The organism is Cupriavidus respiraculi (genome assembly GCF_914271545.1).
Lineage (GTDB): Bacteria > Pseudomonadota > Gammaproteobacteria > Burkholderiales > Burkholderiaceae > Cupriavidus > Cupriavidus respiraculi.
On sequence record NZ_CAJZAH010000002.1, the window covers coordinates 1,353,468 to 1,376,925 of the forward strand.

A 23,458-nucleotide genomic window follows, 5' to 3' on the forward strand; every position below is an offset into this window, starting at 1 on the left:
TCGTGCCAAGGGCGGGTTGCCTTGCGGGCCGTTGCCACGCGGTGGCGGCGGCTGGAGCGGTGGCTGCTGCCCAGCGCATGCCAGTTGTGCGGGGCCGTTCAGGACGACGTGGTGTGCGCCGGTTGCGCGGCGGACGTCGTCCCGCAGGTGAGCCGTTGCGCGCGCTGTGCCGTACCGCTGGGCCGCCGCGCCGCAGACCTCGCTGCCGGCGCCGGCGCGACGTGCCTGTCATGCCGGCTGACTCCCCCCGCCTTCGATGCCACGCTGGCGCTGGGCGACTATGCGCCGCCGCAGGACGGGCTGGTGCTGGCGCTGAAGTTCGGCGCCGCGCTGCCGCTGGCGCATTGGTTCGCCGCCGCGCTGGCGGCGCGCTGGCGCGCCACGGGGCGGCGGGCGCCGCAGTGGATCGTGCCGGTGCCACTGGCCCACGGTCGCCTCGCCGAGCGCGGCTTCAACCAGGCCTGGGAGATCGCGCGCCGGCTCGGACGCGAGCTGGGTGTTCCGGCCAGTGCGGACTGGCTGGTGCGCCCGCGCGAAACCGCGGCGCAGTCCACACTCGATATCGGCCAGCGACACGCCAACATGGCTGGCGCCTTCGCCGTCGCGGCGTGCGCCCGCGTGACGGGGCTGCATATCGGGCTGGTCGACGATGTGATGACCACCGGCGCGACGCTGGCCGACGCGGCCTGCGCCCTGAAGCGGCACGGCGCCGCGCGGGTCACCGCGATCGTCGCCCTGCGCACGCCATAGAGCACGTCACAGAGCACGCCACAAAGCACGCCGCATGGCCGGCCGTGACAGCCCGCGTCCTGCGCGGTAAGCTGCCGGCCCCGCCGACAAGATTGCTTGCGCCCGCCATGTTCCACGTCGTCCTGGTCGAACCCGAGATCCCGCCGAACACCGGCAACGTGATCCGCCTGTGCGCCAACACCGGCGCGCAGCTACACCTGGTCAAGCCGCTCGGCTTTCCGCTGGAGGACGCGCGCATGCGCCGCGCGGGGCTGGACTACCACGAGTTTGCGAGCATGCGGGTACATGAAAGCTGGGACGCCATGATGGCCGACGAGCGGCCCGATCCCGCCCGCATGTTCGCGCTGACCACACACGGCTCGACGCCGTTCGCCGGGGTCAGCTTCGCCCCGGGCGACTGGTTCGTGTTCGGCTCGGAAACCCGGGGGCTGGCGCCGGAGCGGCGCGAGTGGTTTGCCCCGGGCCAGCGCATCCGCCTGCCGATGCGGCCCGGCAATCGCAGCCTGAACCTGTCCAACACCGTCGCGGTAGTGGTGTTCGAGGCCTGGCGCCAGAACGGCTTTGCCGGCGGCGCCTGACACCGGGCGCGCGGCGCGCTATTCCGGCTGCACGCCGGCGGCGCGGATCACCTTGTCCCAGCGCACCTTTTCACTGGCCATCAGGTCCCGCAGCGAGGCCGGCGCCGTCCCCGCGGGCGTGAAATACTGCGCCCGCATCCTGGCGCGCACGTCGTCGCTGCGAATGATCGTCACCAGCTCGCGGTAGAGCCGGTCGACGATCGCCGCCGGCGTGCCCGCGGGCGCCAGCACGGCCTGCCACGAGATGGCCTCGAAGCCGGGATAGCCCGATTCCGCCACGGTCGGCACATTGGGCAGCAGGCTGGTGCGGCCGGCGGTGGAGACCGCCAGCAGCCGCAGCTTGCCCGCCTGCACCATCGGCATCGCGATGGCCGGCACCATGAACGCGGCCTGTACCTGCCCGCCCACCATGGCCGTCGTGATCTGCGGGAAGCCGGCATACGGCACGTGCTGCAGGGCGATGCCCGCGCTGGCCATCAGCTGCTCCATCGCCAGATGCGCGGCGCTGCCGTTGCCAACCGACCCGTAGTTCAGCACCCCGGGGCGCGACCGGGCGAGCGCGACGAACTCGGCGACATTGCGCACCGGCAGCTGCGCATCGACCACCAGCACATTGGGCGAGGTCGCGACCAGCGTGACGGGCGCGAGCTGGCGGAAGGGGTCGTAGCCCAGTTGGCGGTACAGCGCCGGAGCGGTGACCAGCGGGCCGTTGATGGTGAACAGCAGCGTGTAGCCGTCTGGCGTGGCGCGGGCCACCATGCCGGTGCCGATGTTGCCGCCGGCGCCGGGCCGGTTCTCGACGACGACGGGCTGGCCCAGCACCGCGGCCAGTTTCTCGGTGACCAGCCGCGCGATCAGGTCGGGCGACGAGCCCGCGGGAAAAGGCACGATCATGCGGACCGGCCGCGACGGCCAAGGCCCCTGGCCCAAGGCCGCGGGCGCTACCAGCACCGCGGCACCGGCGGCCATTGCCCGCAGCGCACGGCGCCGCCCGAGCGCCGGGACGGAGCTGGCATCCGACTGGCGCGGGCTATTCATCGCGGGCATCGCGTTGCAGCAGCTGCGCCACGGCGTCGGCCACGGCCAGTCCTTCGAACAGCACTGCGCACACCGCACGCGTGATCGGCATGTCGATGCCCTTGTCCGCCGCCAGCGCTGCCACCGCGCGCGCGCAGCGCACGCCCTCGGCGACGTGGCCCAGCGAATCGAGCACCTGCTGCAGCGTCTTGCCCTGCGCCAGTTGCTGGCCGACCTTGCGGTTGCGGGACAGGTCTCCGGTGGCGGTCAGGATCAGGTCGCCCACGCCGGCCAGGCCCATGAAGGTCTCCGCGCGCCCGCCCAGCGCCAGTCCGAGCCGGGTCATCTCGGCCAGGCCCCGCGTGACCAGCGCCGCGCGTGCGTTCAGCCCCAGCCCGAGTCCGTCGCTGGCGCCAGTGGCGATCGCCAGCACGTTCTTGACCGCGCCGCCGACTTCGACGCCAACCAGATCGTCGCTGCCGTAGACACGCATGGCGTGATGGTGGAAAGCGCGCTGCGCCAGCTCGGTGAGCGCCGGCGCGTTGCCGGCCATCGTCAGGGCACACGGCAGGCCGAGCGCGACTTCGCGCGCGAAGCTGGGACCGGTCAGCACGCCATAGTCGACGTCGCCGTCCGCCTGCGCCGCTTGCAGCTCCTCGCCCACCATCCGGTGCGGCATCGCGTTGGTGTCCGCCTCGAAGCCCTTGCACAGCCAGATCATGCGCAGCGGCGCGGCACGCACCGCGCGGCTGGCACGCGCGCGGGCGGCAAGGCGCCGCGTCATTTCGCGCAATCCCGACACCGGCGTGGCGACGATCACCAGGCCGTCCGGGTCGGCCTGCGCATGGGCCACCGCGCGCTCGAAGTCGGCCTCCACCGCGAGCCGCTCCGACAGCGTTACGCCCGGCAGGTAGGCCGCGTTGACGCGGGATGCCGCGATGTCGGCAAGCTGCGCGGCATCGCGGCCCCACAGCACGACGTCATGGGTCGCGGCGGCATGGCTGGCTAGCGCGGTGCCCCAGGCACCGGCTCCGAGTATGGTCAGGTTCATGGGGCCAGATGGTATCGAAGTCGGGGGCGGAATCGAAGCGCAAATCCAACGCGCCAGCGGAGACGGGACCGGACGCGGTATCCAGGCCGCCCACCCGCTCCACAACGACAAAACGGGGCCGAAGCCCCGTTTCGCCGATGCACGCCGCCAGACTCAGTGGCGTGCCTGGGTGCCATCGGGCATGACGATGCCGGACGCGCCGCCGCTGGCCTGCGCTTCTTCCATCGCCGCCTGCAGGCGCTGCTCGTACAGGGCCTGGAAGTTGATCTCGGACAGATGGATGGCCTGGAAGCCGGCGCGCGTGATCACGTCGGCGATATTGCTGCGCAGATACGGATAGAGGATGGTCGGGCAGGCGATGCCCAGCAGCGGATCGAGCTGCTCCATCGGCACGTTGCGGATGTCGAAGATGCCGGCCTGGTGCGCTTCCACCAGGAACGCCACCTTGTCCTGCACCTTGGTGGTGACGGTGCCCGTCACGATGACCTCGAAGATGCCTTCGGCGAGCTGGGACGCGCCCACATTGACCTGCACTTCGACCGCGGGCGCCTCGGATTCCAGGAAGATCTGGGGCGAGTTGGGCTGCTCGAGCGACATGTCCTTCAGGTACACGCGCTGGATGTTGAAGAACGGCTGGTCGTCCTGCTGATTGTTTTGCTGGTCGCTCATGAAAGGCTTCCGAAGAGGCGGTGAAGTAAGAGGTGGAGACGGTGAGCCGGGCCCTGAGGCAGGCACCGGCCGGGCCACGGGACGCGGCCGCCGGAGAACCGGCGGCCGGATCGGAAACGCGTATGGTACATGACGCGGATGGCGGATTCACCCGCCGCCGGCCCGAAAGGAAGGTCAGGCCGCCAGCAGCGGCGCGAGTCCGCCCTTGCGGTCCAGCGCCGAGAGGTCGTCGAAACCGCCGACATGGGTCTCGTCGATATAGATCTGCGGCACGGTGCGACGGCCGGTGCGGCTCATCATTTCCTCGCGCTTGCCGGGTTCGCGGTCGATCAGGATCTTCTCGATCGTCTCGACACCCTTGGACTTCAGCAGGCGCTCGGCCATATTGCAATAGGGGCACACCATGGTGCTGTACATGACGACGCGGGCCATGCGCTTCTCCTTATATACGTGACTGGAAGGGCGGGCGAAGCGTCCTACTTCACGAGGGGCAGGCCGGCCTGTTGCCATGCCGTGACGCCGCCCTCCAGCGAGTAGACCTCGCCGTACCCGGCCTCCTTCAGCGCGGCGTGGGCCTTGGCGGAACGCTGGCCCGTCTGGCAGACCACGATGATGGGGGCACCCTTGTCTTTAGCAAGACCCGCGGCGCGGGCCGACAGTTCCTGGAGTGGCGCACTCCTGGCCTGCGGCAGATGGCCCTTGGCGTACTCGGCCGTATCGCGAATATCCACCACCACCGCGCCCCGCCGGTTGATCAGTTGCGTCGCCGCGGCCGGATTCACGCTCTTGCCGCCCGCGCCGCGCGAGATGGTGGGCCACGCCAGCAAGCCGCCGGACACGATGGCGACGGCGATCAGGGCGAGGTTGTTGTAATCGGTGAAGAAATTCACGTTGGGTTTCCGATGGGTTGAGTCGGCGGCATTATAAAATAGCTCCCTTTGCGCTCGGGATAGGACGGAAACGACGCCTGCATGGCGTCCGCCGTGACCTCGAACCGACGCCGGAACCGATGCCGCCCTGGGGGCAGCGAGCCGCCCGACGGCCGCCATTGTCCCCCACATGGCGAATTCCGGCTGGCCGCGGCCGCGCACGCCGGTTATTCACTCTCTGGAAGCAGCATGTACAAGCTCGTTCTCATCCGCCACGGCGAATCGACGTGGAATCTCGAAAACCGCTTCACGGGCTGGGTCGACGTGGACCTGACCGACACCGGCGCCGAACAGGCCCGGCTCTCCGGCAAGCTGCTCAAGGAGGCGGGATTCGCCTTCGATATCGCCTACACCTCGGTGCTCAAGCGCGCCATCCGCACGCTGTGGCACGTGCAGGACGAAATGGACCAGATGTGGATTCCGGTGCGGACCGAATGGCGCCTGAACGAGCGCCACTATGGCGCGCTGGCCGGCCTGAACAAGGCCGAGACGGCCAAGAAGTACGGCGACGAGCAGGTACTGGTCTGGCGCCGCAGCTACGACACGCCGCCCCCGGCGCTGGAGCCGACCGATCCGCGCGCTTCGTTCGACGATCCCCGCTACGCCAACGTGCCCCGCGAGCAGATCCCGCTGACCGAATGCCTGAAGGACACGGTGGCCCGCGTGCTGCCGCTCTGGAACGAATCCATCGCCCCCGACATCAAAGCCGGGAAGCGCGTGGTGATCGCCGCCCATGGCAACAGCATCCGCGCGCTGGTGAAATACCTCGACCAGATTTCGGATGACGACATCGTCGGCCTCAATATTCCCAACGGCACCCCGCTCGTCTACGAACTGGACGCCGATCTCAAGCCGCTGCGCCACTACTACCTCGGCGACCAGGACGCGATCGCCGCGTCGCTGGCGGCCGTCGCGAGCCAGGGCAAGGCGCGCTGATCCGGCGATAGCGCCGCCGGGCCGAGCGCCCGGCGGGCTTCTTTCGGCCGCCGCTCTTATACTGTCGGACATGTCAGGCCGGCGACCCGCTCCGCGCCCTGACCAAACCGGCGCAATCTTCAATCGTTCAGGCAGCCCACATGCGTAAGACGCTCAAGAACATCAGCCTTGTCACCGCAGGTCTCGTCGCCGGCGTGCTGGCCACGCTCCAGCTATCGGCCACCGCGCAGAACGCCTCCGGGCCGCTGCCGCTGGACCAGCTGCGCCTGATGGCTGACATATTCGGGCAGATCAAGCGCGAGTATGTCGAGCCGGTCGACGACAAGAAGCTGTTGACCGAAGGCATCAAGGGGATGGTGGCAAGCCTCGATCCCCATTCGTCGTACCTCGACGCCAAGGACTTCAAGGAACTGCAGGAAGGCACCCGCGGCCGCTTCGCCGGCCTGGGCATCGAGATCTCGCAGGAGGAAGGACTGGTCAAGGTCATCAACCCGATCGAGGACACCCCGGCATTCCGCGCCGGCATCCAGCCGGGCGACCTGATCACCCGCATCGACGACAAGCCCGTGCGCGGCCTGCCGCTGGAGCAGGCGGTCAAGCGCATGCGCGGCGAGCCGGGCACCAAGGTCACCCTGACCATCTACCGCAAGAGCGAGGAACGCACCTTCCCGGTCTCCATCACCCGTGCCGAGATCCGCGTGCAGTCGGTCAAGGCCAAGATGCTGAACCCGGACATCGGCTGGATCCGCCTGACCAGCTTCCAGGAGCGCACCGTGTCCGACCTGGCGCGGCGGCTGACCGAGCTGGCGCAGAAGAACCCGAACATGAAGGGCCTGGTGCTGGACCTGCGCAACAACGGCGGCGGCGTGCTGCAAGGCGCGGTCGGCGTGGCGGCGGCCTTCCTGCCGGAGGACGCGACGGTGGTGTCCACCAACGGCCAGGTGCCCGATGCCAAGCGCGTCTACAAGGCGACCTACAACAACTACCGCCTGTCCTCGCTCGAGGACGATCCGCTGAAGGATCTGCCGGCGCTGTACAAGAAGATTCCGCTGGTCGTGCTGACCAACGCCTACTCGGCCTCGGCGTCCGAGATCGTGGCCGGCGCGTTGCAGGATCACAAGCGCGGCCTGCTGATGGGCAAGACCACCTTCGGCAAGGGTTCGGTGCAGACCGTGCGGCCGCTGACCAACGACACCGGCATCAAGCTGACCATCGCGTACTACTACACGCCATCGGGCAAGTCGATCCAGGCCAAGGGCATTCGCCCCGATATCCCGGTCGACCAGAATCCCGAGGGCGATCCGGACGACGCGCTCATCACGCGCGAGATCGATACCGAACGCCACCTGCACAACAAGCAGGAGTCGGAGGAAGCCGAGATGACCGAGCGCGAACAGCGCCGCGTCGAGGAACTGCGCCGCCTGGAAGAGGAAAACGCGAAGAAGACGCCGGAAGAGCGCGAAAAGGACCGCAAGAAGAAGCCGGTCGAGTTCGGCTCGGCGGACGACTTCATGCTGCAGCAGGCCATCGCGCAGCTGGAAGGCAAGCCGGTCAAGCGCTCGCGCTCCAAGCTCGAGGCCGCGCCGCTGCCCGACAAGACGCCCAAGGGCCCGGTGAAGTCCGGCGCCAAGAACGGCCCCGGTCCGGCCTCCAAGCCCGCGGCTCCGGCTAGCGCGCCGGTCGGCAAGCCGCTCGGCACCCCGACGGGCAAGGCACCCTAGGCCCACACGGCGCGACGGGGCGGCCCACAGGCCGCCCCGTCTTTTTCATGCCCCCGCAACTCGCATGAACGATGATCAGCTGCTGCGCTATTCGCGGCATATCCTGCTGGACGAATTCGGCATCGAAGGCCAGGAGCGGCTGCTTGCCGGGCATGCGCTGGTGATCGGCGCCGGCGGGCTGGGCACCGCCGCGCTGCCGTATCTGGCCTCGGCCGGGGTCGGCACCATTACGGTGGTGGACGACGACGAGGTCGACCTGACCAATCTGCAGCGCCAGATCCTGCATACGACCGCCAGCGTCGGCCGGCCCAAGGTCGAGTCCGCGCGCGAGGGCATGCTGCGCATCAACCCCGGCATCGCCGTGCGCACGGTCGCGCGGCGGGTGGAGGACCAGGCGTTGCACGAACTGGTCGAGGGGGCCGATGTGGTGCTCGACTGCTGCGACAACTTCGCGACCCGCCATGCGGTAAACCGCGCCTGCGTGGCGCACCGCGTGCCGCTGGTCTCCGGCGCCGCGCTGCGCTTCGACGGCCAGGTCAGCGTGTTCGACGCGCGCCGGGACGACGCGCCGTGCTACGCCTGCCTCTTCCCCCCGTCGGAACAGGCGCCCGAAGCCGCCTGCGCGACGATGGGCGTGCTGGCGCCTCTGGTGGGGATGGTGGGCACCGTGCAGGCCGCCGAGGCCCTGAAGGTGCTGACCGGCGTGGGCGAGACCCTGGCCGGCAAGCTGCTGATGGTCAATGCGCTGACGATGGAATGGACGACGATGCGGCTGGCGCGCACGCCCGGCTGCGAGGTCTGCGGCGGCCGGCACTGACGATCCGCGCGCGCCGCTGTGCCGCGCCTTCTCAGGCCGCCACGCGCTCCCGCAGGTAGGCCAGCACCGCGGCCCGCTCTCCGCGAAACACCACGCGCGAGCCGTCCTGCGCCTGCTCGCGGCGGGCCTGCTGGTAGGCGTACATGGGGTCGTAGTAGTCCGTCAGCAGCGCGGCGATCCACAGCCGGTGCTGATCGACCACCCCGTCCCGCTGCTGGCTCGCCAGCGCCTGCTCCAGCAAGCCGGACAGCCGGGCATGGCGGTCGCCACCGAGCCTGCGCTCGATCTGGGCCAGCGCCTGCCGCAGACGGCCGGCGTAGGCATCGAACCCGGCCGGGCTGCCCAGCGCCGCGACGAATTCCGCTTCGAGTCCGACCACATAGTCGCGCAGCACGCGCTCCACGCGCGCCTCGAACGGTTCGTCGATCCAGACCAGCGGGCTTGCCTGCATCCGCGCATAGAGGCTCTGCGGCACGTCCCGGCTGCCGATGAAGCGGCCCTCGTCCTCCACGGCCAGCACGCGCCGGCCCGGCTCCCGCTGGCGCAGCAGGTCGACGGCCAGACCGTTCTCGAAATCGATCTGCGCAGGCTGCGCCGTGGCGCGCGCGCCGAAGCTTGAGCCGCGATGGCGGGCGTGACCTTCCAGGTCCACCGCGCCCGGACCCAGGGCGGCGAGCAGTTCGGTCTTGCCGCTGCCGGTGAGGCCGCCCACCACCAGCCAGTCGCACTCGCGCGCGGCCGCCTCGAGCGTGTCCAGCAGGAAGGTGCGCATGCCCTTGTAGCCGCCGATCACGCGCGGATAGGCAATGCCCGCCTCCTCGCGCAGCCATTGCTGCACGATCTGCGAGCGCAGACCGCCGCGGAAGCAATACAGGCAACCGCCGGGGTTGGCGCGCGCGAACGCGGCCCATGCCTCGATGCGGGCGGTGCGGGTGTCGCCGGAGACCAGTTGATGGCCCAGCGCGATTGCGGCCTGCTGGCCTTCGTCCTTGTAGCGCTTGCCGACGTATTCGCGTTCGTCGTCGACCATCAGCGGCACGTTGCGCGCCCCCGGCAACGCGCCGCGCGCGAATTCCACCGGCGCACGCACGTCCATCAGCGGCACGCCCTGCACGAGCAGCCGGCGATAGTCCGCGGTATTGGCCGTGTCCGCCATCAGCGCACCGTCACGGCAGCGGGGCCGCGTTCGGCCATCACGCCGATCGGCGCCAGCGTCAGCCCCAGTTCGCCCGCCACCGCCAGGAATTGCGCTTCGCCCGCCGGCTCCACCGCGACCAGCAGGCCGCCGCTGGTCTGCGGATCGCACAACACCGCGCGCTGCAGGTCGGTCAGCGTGCCGCCGATGCGATGGCCATAGCTGTCGAAGTTGCGCTGCGTGCCGCCCGGCACGCAGCCGGCCTCGATATACGCTGCCACGCCCGGCAGCAGCGGTACGGCCCGATAGTCGAGGGCGGCGGTAAGCTTGCTGCCGTCGGCCATCTCGACCAGATGGCCGAGCAGACCGAAGCCGGTGACATCGGTCATGGCGCGCACGCCGGGCAAGCGCCCGAAGCGGCTGCCCGGCCGGTTCAGCTTGCACATCCAGTCGCGGGCGAGGTGCGCATCTTCGGGGCGAAGCCTGCCCTTCTTTTCGGCGGTCGTCAGCACGCCGATGCCCAGCGGCTTGGTCAGGTACAGCACGCAGCCCGCCTCGGCGGTGTCGTTGCGCTTCAGGTGCTCGCGCTCCACCAGGCCCGATACCGCCAGGCCGAAAATGGGTTCCGGCGCGTCGATCGAATGTCCCCCGGCCAGCGGAATGCCCGCGTCGTCGCAGGCCTTGCGGCCGCCGGCCACCACTTCGCGCGCGAGTTCGGCGGGCAGCTGGTTCACCGGCCAGCCCAGGATGGCGATGGCCATTACCGGGTCGCCACCCATCGCATAGATATCGCTGATCGCGTTGGTCGCGGCGATGCGGCCGAAGTCGAAGGCGTCGTCGACGATGGGGGTAAAGAAGTCGGTCGTCGACACCAGCCCGCGGCCGCTGTCCAGTCCGTCCAGGGCGTACACGGCCGCGTCGTCGCGCGATGCGTTGCCGACCCACAGGCGCGGATCCAGGTGCTGCGCGCCGCTGCCGGACAGGATCACGTCCAGCACCTTCGGAGAAATCTTGCACCCGCAGCCGGCGCCATGGCTGTACTGGGTCAATCGGATGGGCTCGCTCATGGACGTGTCCTGGAAGGGCGATCGGGGGGTGAAAAGGCGAATCGGAATGAGAGGAGTTAATGCCTGCAGCGCCAGTGCGGCGGCGGCCCGGGGAGCGGCGCCGCGCTGGCCGACCGAGCGGTCGGCGTCAACCGCCGGCCAGCGTGGAGAACGCGGCCGACTTGTCCGGGCTTATTGCTCGCCCGGCTCCATCTGCGACTGCAGATAGTTCTGCAGGCCGACCTTGTCGATCAGGTCGAGCTGCGTCTCCAGATATTCGATGTGTTCCTCGGTATCCGTCAGGATATCGACGAGGATTTCGCGGCTGACGTAGTCGCCGACGGACTCGCAGTAGGCAATGCCTTCCTTCACGGTCACGTGCGCGGTCTGTTCGAGCTTCAGGTCGCACTTGAGCATTTCGGGCGTGTCTTCGCCGAGCAGCAGCTTGTGCAGGTCCTGCAGGTTGGGCAGACCGTCAAGCATCAGAATGCGTTCGATCAGCCGGTCGGCATGCTTCATCTCGCCGATGGATTCCTTGTACTCGACGTCGCCGAGCTTCTTGAAGCCCCAGTGGCGATACATGCGGGCATGAAGGAAATACTGGTTGACCGCGGTCAGCTCGTTGGTGAGCTGCGCATTCAGATACTGGATGACTTTCTTGTCACCTTTCATTGAGAGCTCCTGATGCAAACGGGGCCCGCAAGGCGCGATACGGCGCATTGACGCCGCATGCAGTCATGGGTGGAAAAACACAAACGCCGCGATCGGATCGATCGCGGCGCTTTCAAGCCTTGCATCAGCCGCCCGGAGCAAGACCGGGGAAGATCTTGCGGGCGATCCGATAGGGTGGCCGGATCAGGCCACCAGCTCGCTGCGTTGGTCGTTCGCGACTGCCGGGTCCCGGGTGTCCATTATGGCACGCGAGGTAGCAGAGGAACAGGAAGAAATGTCGACGAACTGGACCACGGAAGTCATCGGCACGGCGGCAGGAGCGGCCTTGGCGACGCTCTCGCACAGCACCTCGTGCGCGCATTCGCGGCAACGGCCGCAGCAAGTTCCGACGCCCAGCGTCTCGGCCAACTCATCGAGCGTCGAAACGCCCAGATGGACAGCGCCGCGGATCTCGCGGTCGGTAACCTGGTTGCAGATGCAGACGTACACAAATCCCTCCTGGGCCCGGGTGACACCGGCATGTCACCCCTTTGATGAGCGCCAGAATAACAGAGATCAAAAATGATAACAATTCCCATTAAGTTCCGTGATGTAACCGCCACGAAATAGGAACATTCCAATGAAATCAAGGGCTTGTGGCGTCACCTCAGGGCTGTCGTGTAGCCCTTGAAGCGCTTTTTTTGCGCTGTAACCCTGATCGTGTCAGGGTTGTGACAACAGCGCGAGGGCGCGGGCGACCTCGTCCGGCTCGTAGGCCTCGAGCACATGATCGACCGCGCGCTCCAGGCTTGCGCAATCGCTGTGCAGGATCTCCTGCTTGACGCGCAGCAGTTGCGCCGGATGCATCGAGAACTCGCGCAGCCCCATGCCGAGGAGCAGCCGGGTCATGGCAGGGTCACCCGCCATCTCGCCGCACACCGCCACCGGCACGCCGGCATGGTGGGCCTCGCGTATCGTGCGGGCGATCAGCTGGAGCACGGCAGGATGCAGCGGGTCGTAGAGGTGCGCCACGGCGTTGTCCGCGCGATCGATGGCCAGCGTGTACTGGATCAGGTCGTTCGTGCCGATCGACAGGAAATCCATGCGCCGCAGGAACACCGGCAGCATCAGCACGGCAGCCGGAATCTCGATCATCGCGCCGACCTTCATCTGCCTGTCGAACGCGATGCCGCGCTCGTCCAGTTGCTGTTTTGCCTGGGCGATCAGTTCCAGCGTCTGGTCGATCTCGCGCGCATGCGCGAGCATGGGGATCAGCAACCGGACCGGGCCGAAGGCCGATGCACGCAGCAGTGCCCGCAGCTGGGTCAGGAACATGGTGGGCTCGGACAGCGACCAGCGGATCGCGCGCAGGCCCAGCGCCGGGTTCAGCGCCGTCTCGAATTCGTCGCTGCGTCCGTCTCGTCCGTCGCGGCCATCGCGCACGTCGAGCGGCTTGTCCGCGCCGATATCGATGGTGCGGATCGTGACAGGCAGGCCGTGCATGGCTTCCACGGTGCGCCGGTAGGCCTCGAATTGCTCGTCCTCGCCCGGCAGTTCGCCGCGGCGGTTCATGAACAGGAATTCCGAGCGGAACAGGCCCACGCCGACCGCGCCCGCGGCCAGCGCCGCGGCGGCATCCTCGGCCATCTCGATATTGGCCAGCAGGTCGATCTCCATGCCGTCCAGCGTGACCGCCGGCGTATGGCGCAGCCGCTGCAGGCGCTTTTTCTCCAGCGCCCGCTCGCTCTGGCGGTGACGGTATTCCTCGAGGATGATCGAGGTCGGGTCGACGATCACCAGCCCGGCGTCGCCGTCGATGATGACCCAATCGTCCTGGCGGATCAGCTCGCTGGCGTTCTGCACGCCCACCGCCGCCGGAATATCCAGGCTCCGCGCCACGATGGCGGTATGCGAGGTGCGCCCGCCCAGGTCGGTGACGAAGCCGTGGAACACGGTATGCCGGAACTGCAGCATGTCGGCCGGGGAAATGTCGTGGGCCACCACGATCACGCCCGGCGCCGGTTCACCGTCGGGCGCGATCGCCGGCACCGGCGCGGGGGACAGCACCGGCGCGCCGGCCAGCACCTTCAGGATCCGTTCGACCACCTGCTGGATGTCGGCCTTGCGCTCGCGCAGGTATTCGTCCTCGATCTCGTCGAACTGCCGCATCAGCTCTTCGAGCCGCGTGGTCAGCGCCCATTCGGCGTTGTAACGGCGGGTGCGGATCAGCGCCTCGGGCTCGCGCGCCAGCATCTCGTCGTCGAGGATCATGGCGTGCACATCGAGGAAGGCGCCCATTTCCTCGGGGGCCTCGCGCGGCAGGTCGCGCTTGAGCGCCACCAGTTCCGCCCGCACGGCCGCGCGCGCCCCGCGCAGCCGCTCCACTTCGTCCTCCAGGCGGTCTTCGTCGACGAGGTAATGCGAGACATCGAGGGCGGCGGGCGCGAGCAGGTGCGCGCGGCCGATGGCGACGCCGCGTGAGACCGGGATGCCGTGCAGGGCGAAAGGCATGAAACCGCTCCGTTCAGGAACGTTGATGAATATCCGGCAAGGCCGAGGCCTTATTCTCCTTCGCCGAAGCGATTGGCAATCAACGCCAGCAGCGCATCCATCGCCTGCTGTTCGTCCGGCCCCTCGATCTCCAGGGTAACCGTCGAACCGATGCCCGCGGCCAGCATCATCACGCCCATGATGCTCTTGGCGTCGACCTGGCGCCCATTGCGGGACATCTTGATCTGGCTGACGAAACTGCCCGCGAGTTGCGTCAGCTTGGCGGAGGCGCGGGCGTGCAGCCCGAGCTTATTGATGATGGTGACGTCCCTCTGCAGCATATTTATCGGGATGGTTGGCTATCTGATTCTGGACGGTGGTGGAACCGATCTGCAGCACGCCCTGCGAGCCGCCGGCCAGCGCCTTGGTGGCAAGCTGGTCGAGCTTCTCGCCGCGGTAGCAGATCGCGCGGACTAGCATCGGGAGATTGACGCCGGCGAGGACCTTGACGCGGCCCGGCTCGGCGAGCCGCGCGGCGATATTGGCCGGCGTGGCACCAAAGATATCGGTCAGCACCAGCGCGCCGTTGTCTTCGGCGACCATTGACAGGCAGCGTTTCGCCTCTGCCAGCACCGCCGCCGGGTCGGCGTCGGCACCGACGTCGATGGCTTCGAGTCGGTGTGGCTGGCCACAATAGACGTGCGTCGCGCAGTCGCGCAGCGCCGATGCCAACGGGGCGTGCGCGATGATGAGAATGCCTGCCATGGTGGTGAATCCTCTGGGTTGCCGCGATTGTAGCAGGCAGCCCGTGCGGCACTTCAGCCCTTTGCGGCCCGCACCGCCCCCTCCAGCGCGTCGATGAACATGCCCGCCACGTTGAAGCCGGTCTGCTGGGCGATTTCCTGGAAGCAGGTCGGGCTGGTGACGTTGACCTCGGTCAGGAAGTCGCCGATCACGTCCAGGCCCACCAGCAGCAGTCCGCGCTGCCACAGCACGGGCGCCAGCGTCTCGGCGATCTCGCGGTCGCGCGCGCTCAGCTCCTGCGCGCGGCCCACGCCGCCGGCGGCCAGATTGCCGCGGATTTCGGTGCCCTGCGGCACGCGCGCCAGCGAATAGGGCACGGGCTTGCCGCCGATCAGCAGCACGCGCTTGTCGCCCTCCTTGATGGCGGGGATATAGCGCTGGACCATCAGCGAACGCGCGCCGTTCTCGCCCAGCGTCTCCACGATCGAGCCCAGGTTCATGCCGTCCGCGCCGACGCGGAACACGCCCATGCCGCCCATGCCGTCCAGCGGCTTGACGATGATGTCGCCGTGCTCGGCGTGAAAGGCCCGGATGCGCGCGGCGTCGCGCGTGACCAGCGTGGGCGTGACGAACTGCGGGTACTGGGCGATCGCCAGCTTCTCGGAGTGGTCGCGGATCGCCCGCGGCTTGTTGAAGATGCGCGCGCCCTGCGCTTCGGCCAGCTCCAGCAGCCAGGTGCTGGTCACGTACTCCATGTCGAACGGCGGATCCTTGCGCATCAGCACCGCGTCGAACGCGGTCAGCGCCAATGTGGTCTCGTCGCCCGTGCGGTACCAGTCGTGGCCGTCGCCGGTCAGTGTCAGCGGCTGCACGGCGGCCTCGACCCGGTCGCCTGACAACGTCAGCCGCGATTGCAGGCAGAAGAACAGCTCGTGGCCGCGGCCGGCGGCCTCGGTCATCATCGCGTAGGTGGAGTCCTTGTACGTCTTGAAGGTGTCGAGCGGATCGGTGATGAACAGAATGCGCATGGTGGCTGGTCTCGTTCGCTGGGGGCCGCACGCGGGCATGCGGTGGCGGGCCGCCGCCCGGGGCGGCGGCGGGGCGGATCAGACGATCGGATTGGGGTCGGTCTTCTCGAGTTCCAGCGAGGCGGCCAGCAGGGCGAGCCGCGCGACGACGCCGTACATGTAGAAGCGGTTCGGCACCGCGGCGCCGGGCTTGGCGTGCGCGTCGGGAATGCCGTTGGGGGCGAAGGCCAGCGGCACGAAGTGCATGCCCGGCGCGTTCAGGTTCTCGTCGAAGCCGCGGCCGGTGTGCACGCGGTAGAAGCCGCCCACCACGTAACGGTCGATCATGTACACCACGGGCTCGGCCACCGCCTCGTTGATCTTCTCGAAGGTATGCACGCCCTCCTGGATGATCACGTCGTTGACCTCGAGGCCCTCCTTCACGACGCTCATCTTGTTGCGCTCCTTCCGGTTCAGGCCCTTGACCTCGGAGGGATCGCGCACGGTCATCACGCCCATGCCGTAGGTGCCGGCGTCCGCCTTGACCACCACGTACGGCGTTTCCTTGATGCCGTACTCGCGATACTTCTTGGCGATCTTCTTGAGCACCGCCTCGACCGAATCGGCCAGCGCCTCCTCGCCCACGCGCTCGTGGAAATCGATGCCCGAGCATTTGGCGAAGTACGGGTTGACCATCCAGGGGTCGACGTCGATCAGCTTGGCGAACTTCTTGGCCACCTCGTCGTAGGCGGCGAAGTGGGCCGACTTGCGCCGGGTCGACCAGCCCGCGTGCAGCGGCGGCAGCAGATACTGCTCGTGGATGTTCTCGAGGATCGGCGGCACGCCGGCCGACAGGTCGTTGTTCAGCAGGATCGAGCAGGGATCGAAGTCCTTCAGCCCCAGGCGGCGGTCCTTGGCGCCCAGGCGCGCCAGCGGCTCGACCACCAGGGTCTGGCCGTCGGGCAGCTCGATGGGCGTGGGCTCGGTGATGTCGTCCGACAGCGAACCGAGCCGGACATTGAGCCCCGCCTGGCGCATGATCAACGACAGGCGCGCCACGTTCTGCAGGTAGAACATGTTGCGCGTATGGCGTTCGGGGATCAGCAGCAGGTTCTTGGCGTCAGGGCAGATCTTCTCGATCGCGGCCATCGCGGCCTGCACGGCCAGGGGCAGCATCTCGGGCGCCAGGTTGTTGAAGCCGCCCGGGAACAGATTGGTGTCGACCGGGGCCAGCTTGAAGCCGGCATTGCGCAGGTCGACCGAGCAATAGAACGGAGGCGTATGTTCCTGCCATTCCAGCCTGAACCATCGCTCGATGGACGGAGTGGCGTCCAGGATCTTCTTTTCGAGTTCGAGCAGCGGGCCGTTCAGTGCGGTGATCAGATGCGGGACCATGTCCATCCTAATTGAGCGTCTTTATCGTCCGCCCCGATTGTAGAGGAACGGCCAATAGCATGCAGATGCGCCGGTCATATGGGTATGACACGGCGGCATAAAGGAGGACGATATGGGGATTGCCGCCCGATTTCAAAGGGCATCACGCAATCCGCGGCCCGCCGCGGTGCGGGGATGGCGGATAATGCGGGCGAAAAAAAACGCGGCAGCGCCGCGTTTAAATGGCCTGACAGATACGGGGAGCGTTTCTGCAGGTGGAGGAAACTGCCTCAGGTGCACTTTATGTGTGCGGTCCACCGAACACAACTGAAGCTTTTTTAGATCGGTATTAAGCAGTCTGCGAAATAAACGGACAGCCGCGGCCCGCAAGGCTTTGCGGCCCGCTGCGCAACGGGCGCGCCAATGAAAAAAGCCCGGCACGAGGCCGGGCAAAACTCCTGAGAGAAGATTCCCAATCAGCTCTCCAGCACAACTCCTTGGCGTTGCGGGCGAATATCAGCCCTCATACGCGGTCTCACCATGCGAGGTGATATCCAGACCCTCGCGTTCCTCGTCTTCCGGCACGCGCAGCCCGATCAGCAGGTCCACCAGCTTGTAGGCGACGAAGGCGACCACGGCGGACCACACCACGGTGGTCAGCACGCCCTCGAACTGCACCCACAGCTGGCCGGCGATCGAGTACTCGTCCGACACCTTGTTGGCCACGTAGTCGTAGATACCCACGCCGCCGAGGCTCGGGGCCGCGAACACGCCGGTCAGCAGCGCACCGACGATGCCGCCCACGCCATGCACGCCGAACACGTCCAGCGAGTCGTCGGCGCCCAGCATGCGCTTCAGGCCGGACACGCCCCACAGGCACAGCAGGCCAGCGACCAGGCCCATCACGATGGAGCCCATCGGGCCGACGAAGCCCGCACCCGGGGTGATCGCCACCAGGCCGGCCACCGCGCCGGACGCGCCGCCCAGCATCGAGGGCTTGCCCTTGGAGATCCATTCGCCGAAGGTCCAGGCCAGCACGGCGGCGCAGGTCGCCAGCAGCGTGTTGACGAAGGCCAGCGCGGCGCCGCCCGTGGCTTCCAGGCCCGAGCCCGCGTTGAAGCCGAACCAGCCGAACCACAGCAGCGAGGCGCCGACCATGGTGAAGGTCAGGCTGTGCGGGCGCAGCGCCTCACGGCCGAAGCCGATGCGCTTGCCGAACATATAGGCCCCGACCAGGCCGGCCACGGCCGCGTTGATGTGGACCACGGTACCGCCCGCGTAGTCGAGCGCGCCCTTCTGGAACAGCCAGCCAGCCTTGGCGGTGGCGGCGGCGCCGGCGGCGGCGTCGGTGTACGCGTCAGGGCCAGGCCAGAACCAGACCATGTGGGCGATCGGCAGGTACGAGAACGTGAACCAGATGACGATGAACACCAGCACCGCCGAGAACTTGGCGCGCTCGGCGAAGGCGCCGATGATCAGGCCGCAGGTGATCGCGGCGAACGCGCACTGGAAGGCGAAGAAGCCCAGTTCGGGGATGACCACGCCCTTGCTGAACGTCGCCGTCACGGCCTCGGGCGTCAGGCCCTTCATGAACAGCCGATCGGTGCCGCCGAAGAAGGCATTGCCCTCGGTGAAGGCAAAGCTGTAGCCATAGATGGCCCACAGCAGCGATACCAGCGAGAAGATCACCAGGCACTGCATCAGCACCGACAGCATGTTCTTGGAGCGCACCAGGCCGCCGTAGAACAGCGCCAGGCCGGGCAGCGTCATCAGGATGACGAAGGCCGTGCAGACCAGCAGCCAGGCCACGTCGCCCTTGTTGGGCGTGGGCGCCTCGGCGGCCGGTGCGGCGGCCGCGGGCGCAGCCGCGGGGGCGGTGGCTGCCGCCGGGGCCGAGGCTTCCGCCGCCGGCTTGTCCTGCGCCACGGCAGGGGTCGACAGGACCGCGCCTGCCGTACCGAGGGCAAGCGCCATGGCGCCCGCCGTCAGAATTCGCTTGAACCAGGATGTCATTTCAATAGCCTCTGTTCGTCTCTTGTCGTTTTGCCGACGCGTTACAGTGCGTCGCCGCCGGTCTCGCCGGTACGGATGCGAATGACCTGCTCGATGGGCGCGACGAAGATCTTGCCGTCGCCGATCTTGCCGGTGCGGGCGGACTTCTCGATGGCCTCGATGGCGCGCTCCACCACGTCGTCGGGCACGGCCACCTCGATCTTGACCTTGGGCAGGAAGTCGACGATGTATTCGGCGCCCCGGTACAGCTCGGTGTGCCCCTTCTGCCGTCCGAATCCCTTGACCTCGGTAACGGTGATGCCGGACACGCCCACGTCCGACAGCGCTTCACGCACCTCGTCGAGCTTGAACGGCTTGATGACGGCGATGATCAGTTTCATCCGATTTCTCCTGATGGCGCGCGCCGGTCGCTGCCGTGCGCGCCCTGCTCTGACGCTGGATTAAAAAGTCTTGGTGATCGAAGCCCAGGCCGTGGCCTTGCCCACGTAGCGGCCCGAGGTGTTGGTGTAGACCGAGCGGTCGGCGTTGGTGTCGATGTAGGCCACCGCCAGCGCGAAGCCGTTGCCCAGGTCCTTGGTCAGCCCAAGCTTCCAGTCGGTGTACGAGGCGTCGCTGAAGTTCTGCACCTTCTGGTAGCCCACGTGCGCGTTCAGCGTCAGGCCCCACACATTGAGCGGGACGTTGGCGGCCAGGTCGGCGTACCAGCTGTTCTTGCTGTCGGCGAAGCCGAACAGGTTGGTGGGCGCGTAGGAATACTTGAAGAAGACCGGGCCGTAGCCGATGCCGGCATAGATCTCGGTGGTGTACGGGCGGGTGTAGCCGGCCGGGTAGTCGCCAGGGTAGTAGTACTGCAGCACGCCGACGTCGTAGCTCCAGTCGCCGCCGCCGAAGGTGTTCTTGAAGCCGGCGTAGAAGTCCATCTCGATCGGCGCCGACACATCGTCGTTGCTGTCGCCGAGCCAGCTGATGCTCGAATTCCAGTTGCCGGCGTAGAAGCCGCTGGAGTGCGCATAGTCGAAGCCGCCCTGGATGGCGGGACGGCGGTTCGTCTGCATCAGGCCCCGATAGCGGTATTCCGTGGCCAGCGTCACGTTGGCGGTGAGGGTATGCGGCGAGGCTTCCGCCGCGGCTGCGGGCGCGGTCTGCGCCAGGGCGGACGCGGCGGAACCGCACAATGCGACGGCGCTGACTGCAAGGGCCAACTTGTTCATGGACTTCTTCTCCTTTTCCTCTGGCTCGGGGAACGCTGCTGTATCGGGCGGTATTGATATCTGTACGCCCGGCCCAATACTGCAACTGCCGTGCCAGCTGTCGCGGAGCGAATTTCTGCGCGGGAATCGGCGCGCGGGCCGATATAAGGCGGGCTTGGATCTGCCTTGCGAGGCCCGCCAGATCGTTAAAAGGTGTCGCCGGGGGCCGCCGGCGCTTTCGTCGGCCGGCCCGACGCGCCATAATCGGCCCATGCCGGTGGACGGCCGCGCTGGCACGCGGCGGGTGCCCGCGCACCAATATCGTGCGGCGCCATGCCTCCCATCGCGCCCGGCCACCCCCGACTCGCGCACCCGGACGGTGCATACAAGGAGAATCACGATGAAACCGAGCGACATCTTCAATGACCTGCAGAGCAAAGTCAGCGAAGCCCTGCGCAACTCGCCCGCCAAGGACATCGAGAAGAACGTGCGCAGCATGATGACCCAGGGCTTTTCGAAACTGGACCTGGTCACCCGCGAGGAATTCGACGTGCAGTCCCAGGTGCTCGCCCGCACCCGCGCGCGCCTGGAAGAGCTCGAGGCGCGCGTGATCGAGCTGGAGCGCAAGCAGGCCGCGGCAGCGGCCGGCATCAGCCCCGCCGTCAGCCCCGCGGCCACCACCGGCAATCCCACCGGCCTGGCCGGCTGAAGGCGCTCGATGGCCCCCGGCCGCCGGCGAGGCTTCCCGCCGGCCCACCCGGCTGAAGGGTCCCCCAGGGCCGCCGCACTCCGGCGGCCTTTTTCGTTAACGCTCCCGTTGCGATCGCCATGAGCCTGGCCGTGCTGCGCAGCCGGGCGCTGACCGGCATCGACGCCCCGCTGGTCAGCGTGGAGACACATCTGGCCAACGGACTGCCGGCCTTCGCCATCGTCGGGCTGGCCGAGACCGAGGTGCGGGAAAGCCGCGAGCGGGTGCGAGCCGCCATCCTGAACAGCGGACTGGAATTTCCCAACCGCCGCATCACCGTCAACCTGGCGCCGGCGGACCTGCCCAAAGAGTCGGGGCGTTTCGATCTGGCCATCGCGCTGGGCATCCTGGCGGCGAGCGGCCAGGTACCGGCGTCAGCGCTGGAGGCCTACGAGTTCGCGGGCGAGTTGTCACTGTCCGGCGAAGTGCGGCCGGTGCGCGGCGCGCTTGCGATGGCGATGGCGATGAGCATGGCCCGCGACGCCGCCGACGGGCACCCGCGGGCCTTCGTGGTCGCCGCGGGCAACGGCCCGGAAGCCGCGCTGGTGGACAGCGTGACCGTGCTGACCGCGCGCACGCTGCTGGAGGTCTGCGCACACCTTGGCGCGGACTCCGCGCAGCGTTTGCCCAGGGCGCAGGCGGCGATGCGGCTGGCGCCCGGCGGCGGCGGCGCGGACATGCGCGACGTGCGCGGGCAGGTCCAGGCGCGCCGCGCCATGGAAGTGGCCGCGGCAGGCGGCCACTCGGCGCTGCTGGTCGGGCCGCCGGGCACCGGCAAGTCCATGCTGGCGCAGCGCTTTCCCGGCCTGTTGCCGCCGATGACGCTGCAGGAAGCGCTGGAATCGGCCGCCGTGCTGAGCCTGACGCCGGCGGGCTTCCAGGCCGCGCGCTGGGGGGAGCGGCCGTTCCGCTCGCCGCACCACACCGCGTCGGCCGCCGCGCTGGTCGGCGGCGGCGGCAATCCGCGCCCCGGCGAAATCTCGCTGGCACATCACGGCGTGCTGTTTCTCGACGAACTGCCCGAGTTCGAGCGCAGGGTGCTGGAGGTCCTGCGCGAGCCGCTGGAGTCGGGCCGCATCACGATCTCGCGCGCCGCCCGGCAGGCCGATTTCCCGGCGCGCTTCCAGTTCGTGGCCGCGATGAACCCCTGCCCCTGCGGCTACCTCGGCCATCCGACGCGCCCATGCCGCTGCACGCCGGATCAGGTGCTGCGCTATCAGTCGCGCATCTCGGGGCCGCTGCTGGACCGCATCGACCTGCAGATCGAGGTCCCGGCCCAGCAGCAACAGGACATGCTGGACGGCCCGCCCGGCGAGGCCAGCGCCGACATCCGCGTGCGCGTGCTGGCCGCGCGCGAGCGGCAGCTGGCGCGCCAGGGCAAGCCCAACGGCGAACTGGCCGGGCGCGAGATCGACCGGCATTGCCCGCTGACCGATGCGGCGCGCGGCGTCCTGCAGGGTGCGATGGGGCGGCTGGGCTGGTCGGCGCGTTCGTACTTCCGGGTGCTGAAACTGGCCCGCACGCTGGCCGACCTGGAAGACGCGCAGGTTCTGGAGGCGCACCACGCGGCCGAGGCGGTGCAGTACCGGCGCGCGTTGCGCACGCCGTGAGGCACCGCCCTGACCGACGCGTACGTCAGCGGCCCGCTACCGGGGGCTCGCCGGGCGGCGGCGGCGGTTCTTCGATGGGAGGCAGATCGGGAGGCACGCCCGGCGCCGGCGGCTCCTCGATCGGGGGCACGGTATGGCCCGGGTGGCGGGCGACGGCAAGGCCGGGGCCGGATCGGGCAAGGGGCGGGAAGGACTTCGGCATGGCAGCACTCCGCGTCATGGGTCTTCCCATTGAAGCAAAGCGGCGCGTCCGGCGCCAGCCCGGACGCCGGTGCGGGGCGCCTCAGCCCGGCTGGCGCCGCACGAAGAACAGCGCCGCGCCCACGGCCATCAGCACGCTCCCGAAGAAGCGGTTCTGCCAGCGTACCGCGCGCGCATCGCAGAACAGACCCTGCATGCGCGAGGCCAGCAGCGCATAGCCATGCATCACGATCAGGTCGACCGCACACATGGTGGCGGCCAGGATGGCCAGCTGCGGCGCGAGCGGGCGGGCCGGATCGATGAACTGCGGCAGCACCGCCACCATGAAGACGATGCCTTTGGGATTGGTCACATTGGTCAGCAGCCCGGTGGCGAAACGCCGGCGAGGGCTCATCGCCGCCACGCGCGGCGCGTCCGCGCCGGCCTCGCCGCTCTCCACGCGGCTGCGCCATTGCTGGATGCCGAGATAGATCAGGTACAGCGCGCCCACCGTCTTGACCGCGGCGAACGCGGTTTCGGACGCCAGCAGCAGCGCGCCAAGGCCGCCACCCGCCACCAGCAGCACAATCAGCAGCCCGGTCTGCAGCCCGAGGATGGTGGTCGTGGTCCGGCGCAAGCCATACGACAGGCCATGGCTCATGGACAGCACTGCGCCCGAACCCGGCGACACCGCGATGACCCAGCAGGCGGCGAAATAGGCCAGCCACACTTCCCAACGCATTGCATTCTCCTTATGCGATCTACGAAAACATCCTGACGGCATGGCGACCGCCGCGCCCCA

General features: G+C 68.3%; 26 protein-coding genes. 7 read left to right on the forward strand and 19 right to left on the reverse strand.

Annotation, left to right across the window (positions count from 1 at the left end):
* The first annotated feature begins 21 nt into the window (after positions 1-21).
* Positions 22-750, forward strand: a complete 729-nt coding sequence (locus LDO27_RS14035; RefSeq protein WP_222203260.1) for a ComF family protein — start codon at positions 22-24, stop codon at positions 748-750.
* A 107-nt stretch (positions 751-857) separates the two neighbouring features.
* Complete coding sequence (locus tag LDO27_RS14040; RefSeq protein ID WP_224042304.1) at positions 858-1,328, forward strand: tRNA (cytidine(34)-2'-O)-methyltransferase; 471 nt, start codon at positions 858-860, stop codon at positions 1,326-1,328.
* An 18-nt stretch (positions 1,329-1,346) separates the two neighbouring features.
* Here LDO27_RS14040 and LDO27_RS14045 read toward each other — a convergent pair whose 3' ends face one another.
* The 5 genes from LDO27_RS14045 to LDO27_RS14065 all read right to left on the reverse strand — a co-directional run bounded on the left by LDO27_RS14045 (position 1,347) and on the right by LDO27_RS14065 (position 4,955).
* The gene (locus tag LDO27_RS14045) at positions 1,347-2,366 is read right to left on the reverse strand and encodes a Bug family tripartite tricarboxylate transporter substrate binding protein (RefSeq protein WP_377747195.1); all 1,020 of its coding nucleotides are present in this window, start codon (positions 2,364-2,366) and stop codon (positions 1,347-1,349) included.
* Complete coding sequence (locus LDO27_RS14050) at positions 2,359-3,396, reverse strand: NAD(P)H-dependent glycerol-3-phosphate dehydrogenase (protein WP_224042305.1); 1,038 nt, start codon at positions 3,394-3,396, stop codon at positions 2,359-2,361. Before LDO27_RS14050 ends, LDO27_RS14045 begins: the two co-directional genes overlap by 8 nt.
* Positions 3,397-3,549: 153 nt before the next feature.
* Entirely contained in the window at positions 3,550-4,065 is a 516-nt protein-coding gene (gene secB / locus LDO27_RS14055) for a protein-export chaperone SecB (protein ID WP_222202437.1), read from the reverse strand.
* A gap of 174 nt (positions 4,066-4,239) precedes the next feature.
* On the reverse strand, positions 4,240-4,497 hold the full coding sequence (gene grxC / locus LDO27_RS14060) for a glutaredoxin 3 (RefSeq protein WP_222202438.1): 258 nt from the start codon (positions 4,495-4,497) through the stop codon (positions 4,240-4,242).
* 44 nt (positions 4,498-4,541) lie between these two features.
* Complete coding sequence (locus LDO27_RS14065) at positions 4,542-4,955, reverse strand: rhodanese-like domain-containing protein (protein WP_224042306.1); 414 nt, start codon at positions 4,953-4,955, stop codon at positions 4,542-4,544.
* 228 nt (positions 4,956-5,183) lie between these two features.
* Here LDO27_RS14065 and gpmA point away from each other — a divergent pair, with 228 nt between their 5' ends.
* From gpmA to LDO27_RS14080, 3 genes are all read left to right on the forward strand, one after another.
* Positions 5,184-5,930 (forward strand): 2,3-diphosphoglycerate-dependent phosphoglycerate mutase, encoded by a 747-nt coding sequence (gpmA, locus tag LDO27_RS14070; protein WP_222202443.1) that lies wholly within the window; start codon positions 5,184-5,186, stop codon positions 5,928-5,930.
* 140 nt (positions 5,931-6,070) lie between these two features.
* Positions 6,071-7,651: a S41 family peptidase gene (locus tag LDO27_RS14075; RefSeq protein ID WP_222202445.1), complete on the forward strand. Its 1,581-nt coding sequence runs from the start codon at positions 6,071-6,073 to the stop codon at positions 7,649-7,651.
* Between the two features lie 64 nt (positions 7,652-7,715).
* A complete protein-coding gene (locus tag LDO27_RS14080; protein WP_224042307.1) occupies positions 7,716-8,468 on the forward strand; it encodes a HesA/MoeB/ThiF family protein in 753 nt (250 codons plus the stop codon).
* A gap of 31 nt (positions 8,469-8,499) precedes the next feature.
* On the opposite strand, the gene mnmH is transcribed toward LDO27_RS14080, so the two are convergent.
* The 12 genes from mnmH to LDO27_RS14140 all read right to left on the reverse strand — a co-directional run bounded on the left by mnmH (position 8,500) and on the right by LDO27_RS14140 (position 20,139).
* On the reverse strand, positions 8,500-9,624 hold the full coding sequence (mnmH, locus tag LDO27_RS14085) for a tRNA 2-selenouridine(34) synthase MnmH (protein WP_224042308.1): 1,125 nt from the start codon (positions 9,622-9,624) through the stop codon (positions 8,500-8,502).
* Positions 9,624-10,670 (reverse strand): selenide, water dikinase SelD, encoded by a 1,047-nt coding sequence (gene selD / locus LDO27_RS14090; RefSeq protein WP_224042309.1) that lies wholly within the window; start codon positions 10,668-10,670, stop codon positions 9,624-9,626. The genes mnmH and selD overlap by 1 nt, the downstream gene beginning before the upstream one ends.
* Before the next feature lie 171 nt (positions 10,671-10,841).
* Positions 10,842-11,321: a bacterioferritin gene (gene bfr, locus LDO27_RS14095; protein WP_222202454.1), complete on the reverse strand. Its 480-nt coding sequence runs from the start codon at positions 11,319-11,321 to the stop codon at positions 10,842-10,844.
* A 183-nt stretch (positions 11,322-11,504) separates the two neighbouring features.
* Positions 11,505-11,810, reverse strand: a complete 306-nt coding sequence (locus LDO27_RS14100) for a (2Fe-2S)-binding protein (RefSeq protein ID WP_222202456.1) — start codon at positions 11,808-11,810, stop codon at positions 11,505-11,507.
* 213 nt (positions 11,811-12,023) lie between these two features.
* Positions 12,024-13,811: a phosphoenolpyruvate--protein phosphotransferase gene (gene ptsP, locus LDO27_RS14105; RefSeq protein WP_222202458.1), complete on the reverse strand. Its 1,788-nt coding sequence runs from the start codon at positions 13,809-13,811 to the stop codon at positions 12,024-12,026.
* 50 nt (positions 13,812-13,861) lie between these two features.
* The gene (locus LDO27_RS14110) at positions 13,862-14,131 is read right to left on the reverse strand and encodes an HPr family phosphocarrier protein (RefSeq protein ID WP_222202460.1); all 270 of its coding nucleotides are present in this window, start codon (positions 14,129-14,131) and stop codon (positions 13,862-13,864) included.
* Entirely contained in the window at positions 14,100-14,555 is a 456-nt protein-coding gene (locus tag LDO27_RS14115; RefSeq protein ID WP_222202462.1) for a PTS sugar transporter subunit IIA, read from the reverse strand. Before LDO27_RS14115 ends, LDO27_RS14110 begins: the two co-directional genes overlap by 32 nt.
* Positions 14,556-14,608: 53 nt before the next feature.
* Entirely contained in the window at positions 14,609-15,562 is a 954-nt protein-coding gene (gene gshB, locus LDO27_RS14120) for a glutathione synthase (protein ID WP_224042310.1), read from the reverse strand.
* A gap of 78 nt (positions 15,563-15,640) precedes the next feature.
* Positions 15,641-16,936 carry a glutamate--cysteine ligase gene (gene gshA, locus LDO27_RS14125; protein ID WP_222202464.1) on the reverse strand — a complete coding sequence of 432 codons (1,296 nt, stop codon included), beginning with the start codon at positions 16,934-16,936 and terminating at the stop codon, positions 15,641-15,643.
* 495 nt (positions 16,937-17,431) lie between these two features.
* Positions 17,432-18,928 carry an ammonium transporter gene (gene amt / locus LDO27_RS14130; RefSeq protein ID WP_224042311.1) on the reverse strand — a complete coding sequence of 499 codons (1,497 nt, stop codon included), beginning with the start codon at positions 18,926-18,928 and terminating at the stop codon, positions 17,432-17,434.
* Positions 18,929-18,969: 41 nt separating this feature from the next.
* The gene (locus LDO27_RS14135; protein ID WP_017225134.1) at positions 18,970-19,308 is read right to left on the reverse strand and encodes a P-II family nitrogen regulator; all 339 of its coding nucleotides are present in this window, start codon (positions 19,306-19,308) and stop codon (positions 18,970-18,972) included.
* A 60-nt stretch (positions 19,309-19,368) separates the two neighbouring features.
* On the reverse strand, positions 19,369-20,139 hold the full coding sequence (locus LDO27_RS14140) for a TorF family putative porin (RefSeq protein ID WP_222202466.1): 771 nt from the start codon (positions 20,137-20,139) through the stop codon (positions 19,369-19,371).
* A gap of 379 nt (positions 20,140-20,518) precedes the next feature.
* On the opposite strand from LDO27_RS14140, the gene LDO27_RS14145 reads away from it, so the two are divergent.
* Both LDO27_RS14145 and LDO27_RS14150 read left to right on the forward strand, forming a co-directional pair.
* Positions 20,519-20,827 (forward strand): accessory factor UbiK family protein, encoded by a 309-nt coding sequence (locus LDO27_RS14145; protein WP_224042312.1) that lies wholly within the window; start codon positions 20,519-20,521, stop codon positions 20,825-20,827.
* Between the two features lie 119 nt (positions 20,828-20,946).
* A complete protein-coding gene (locus LDO27_RS14150; RefSeq protein ID WP_224042313.1) occupies positions 20,947-22,476 on the forward strand; it encodes a YifB family Mg chelatase-like AAA ATPase in 1,530 nt (509 codons plus the stop codon).
* A gap of 25 nt (positions 22,477-22,501) precedes the next feature.
* Here LDO27_RS14150 and LDO27_RS14155 read toward each other — a convergent pair whose 3' ends face one another.
* A complete protein-coding gene (locus tag LDO27_RS14155; protein WP_224042314.1) occupies positions 22,502-22,678 on the reverse strand; it encodes a hypothetical protein in 177 nt (58 codons plus the stop codon).
* Positions 22,679-22,759: 81 nt separating this feature from the next.
* Complete coding sequence (locus LDO27_RS14160; RefSeq protein ID WP_224042315.1) at positions 22,760-23,398, reverse strand: LysE family transporter; 639 nt, start codon at positions 23,396-23,398, stop codon at positions 22,760-22,762.
* Between the last annotated feature and the right edge of the window lie 60 nt (positions 23,399-23,458).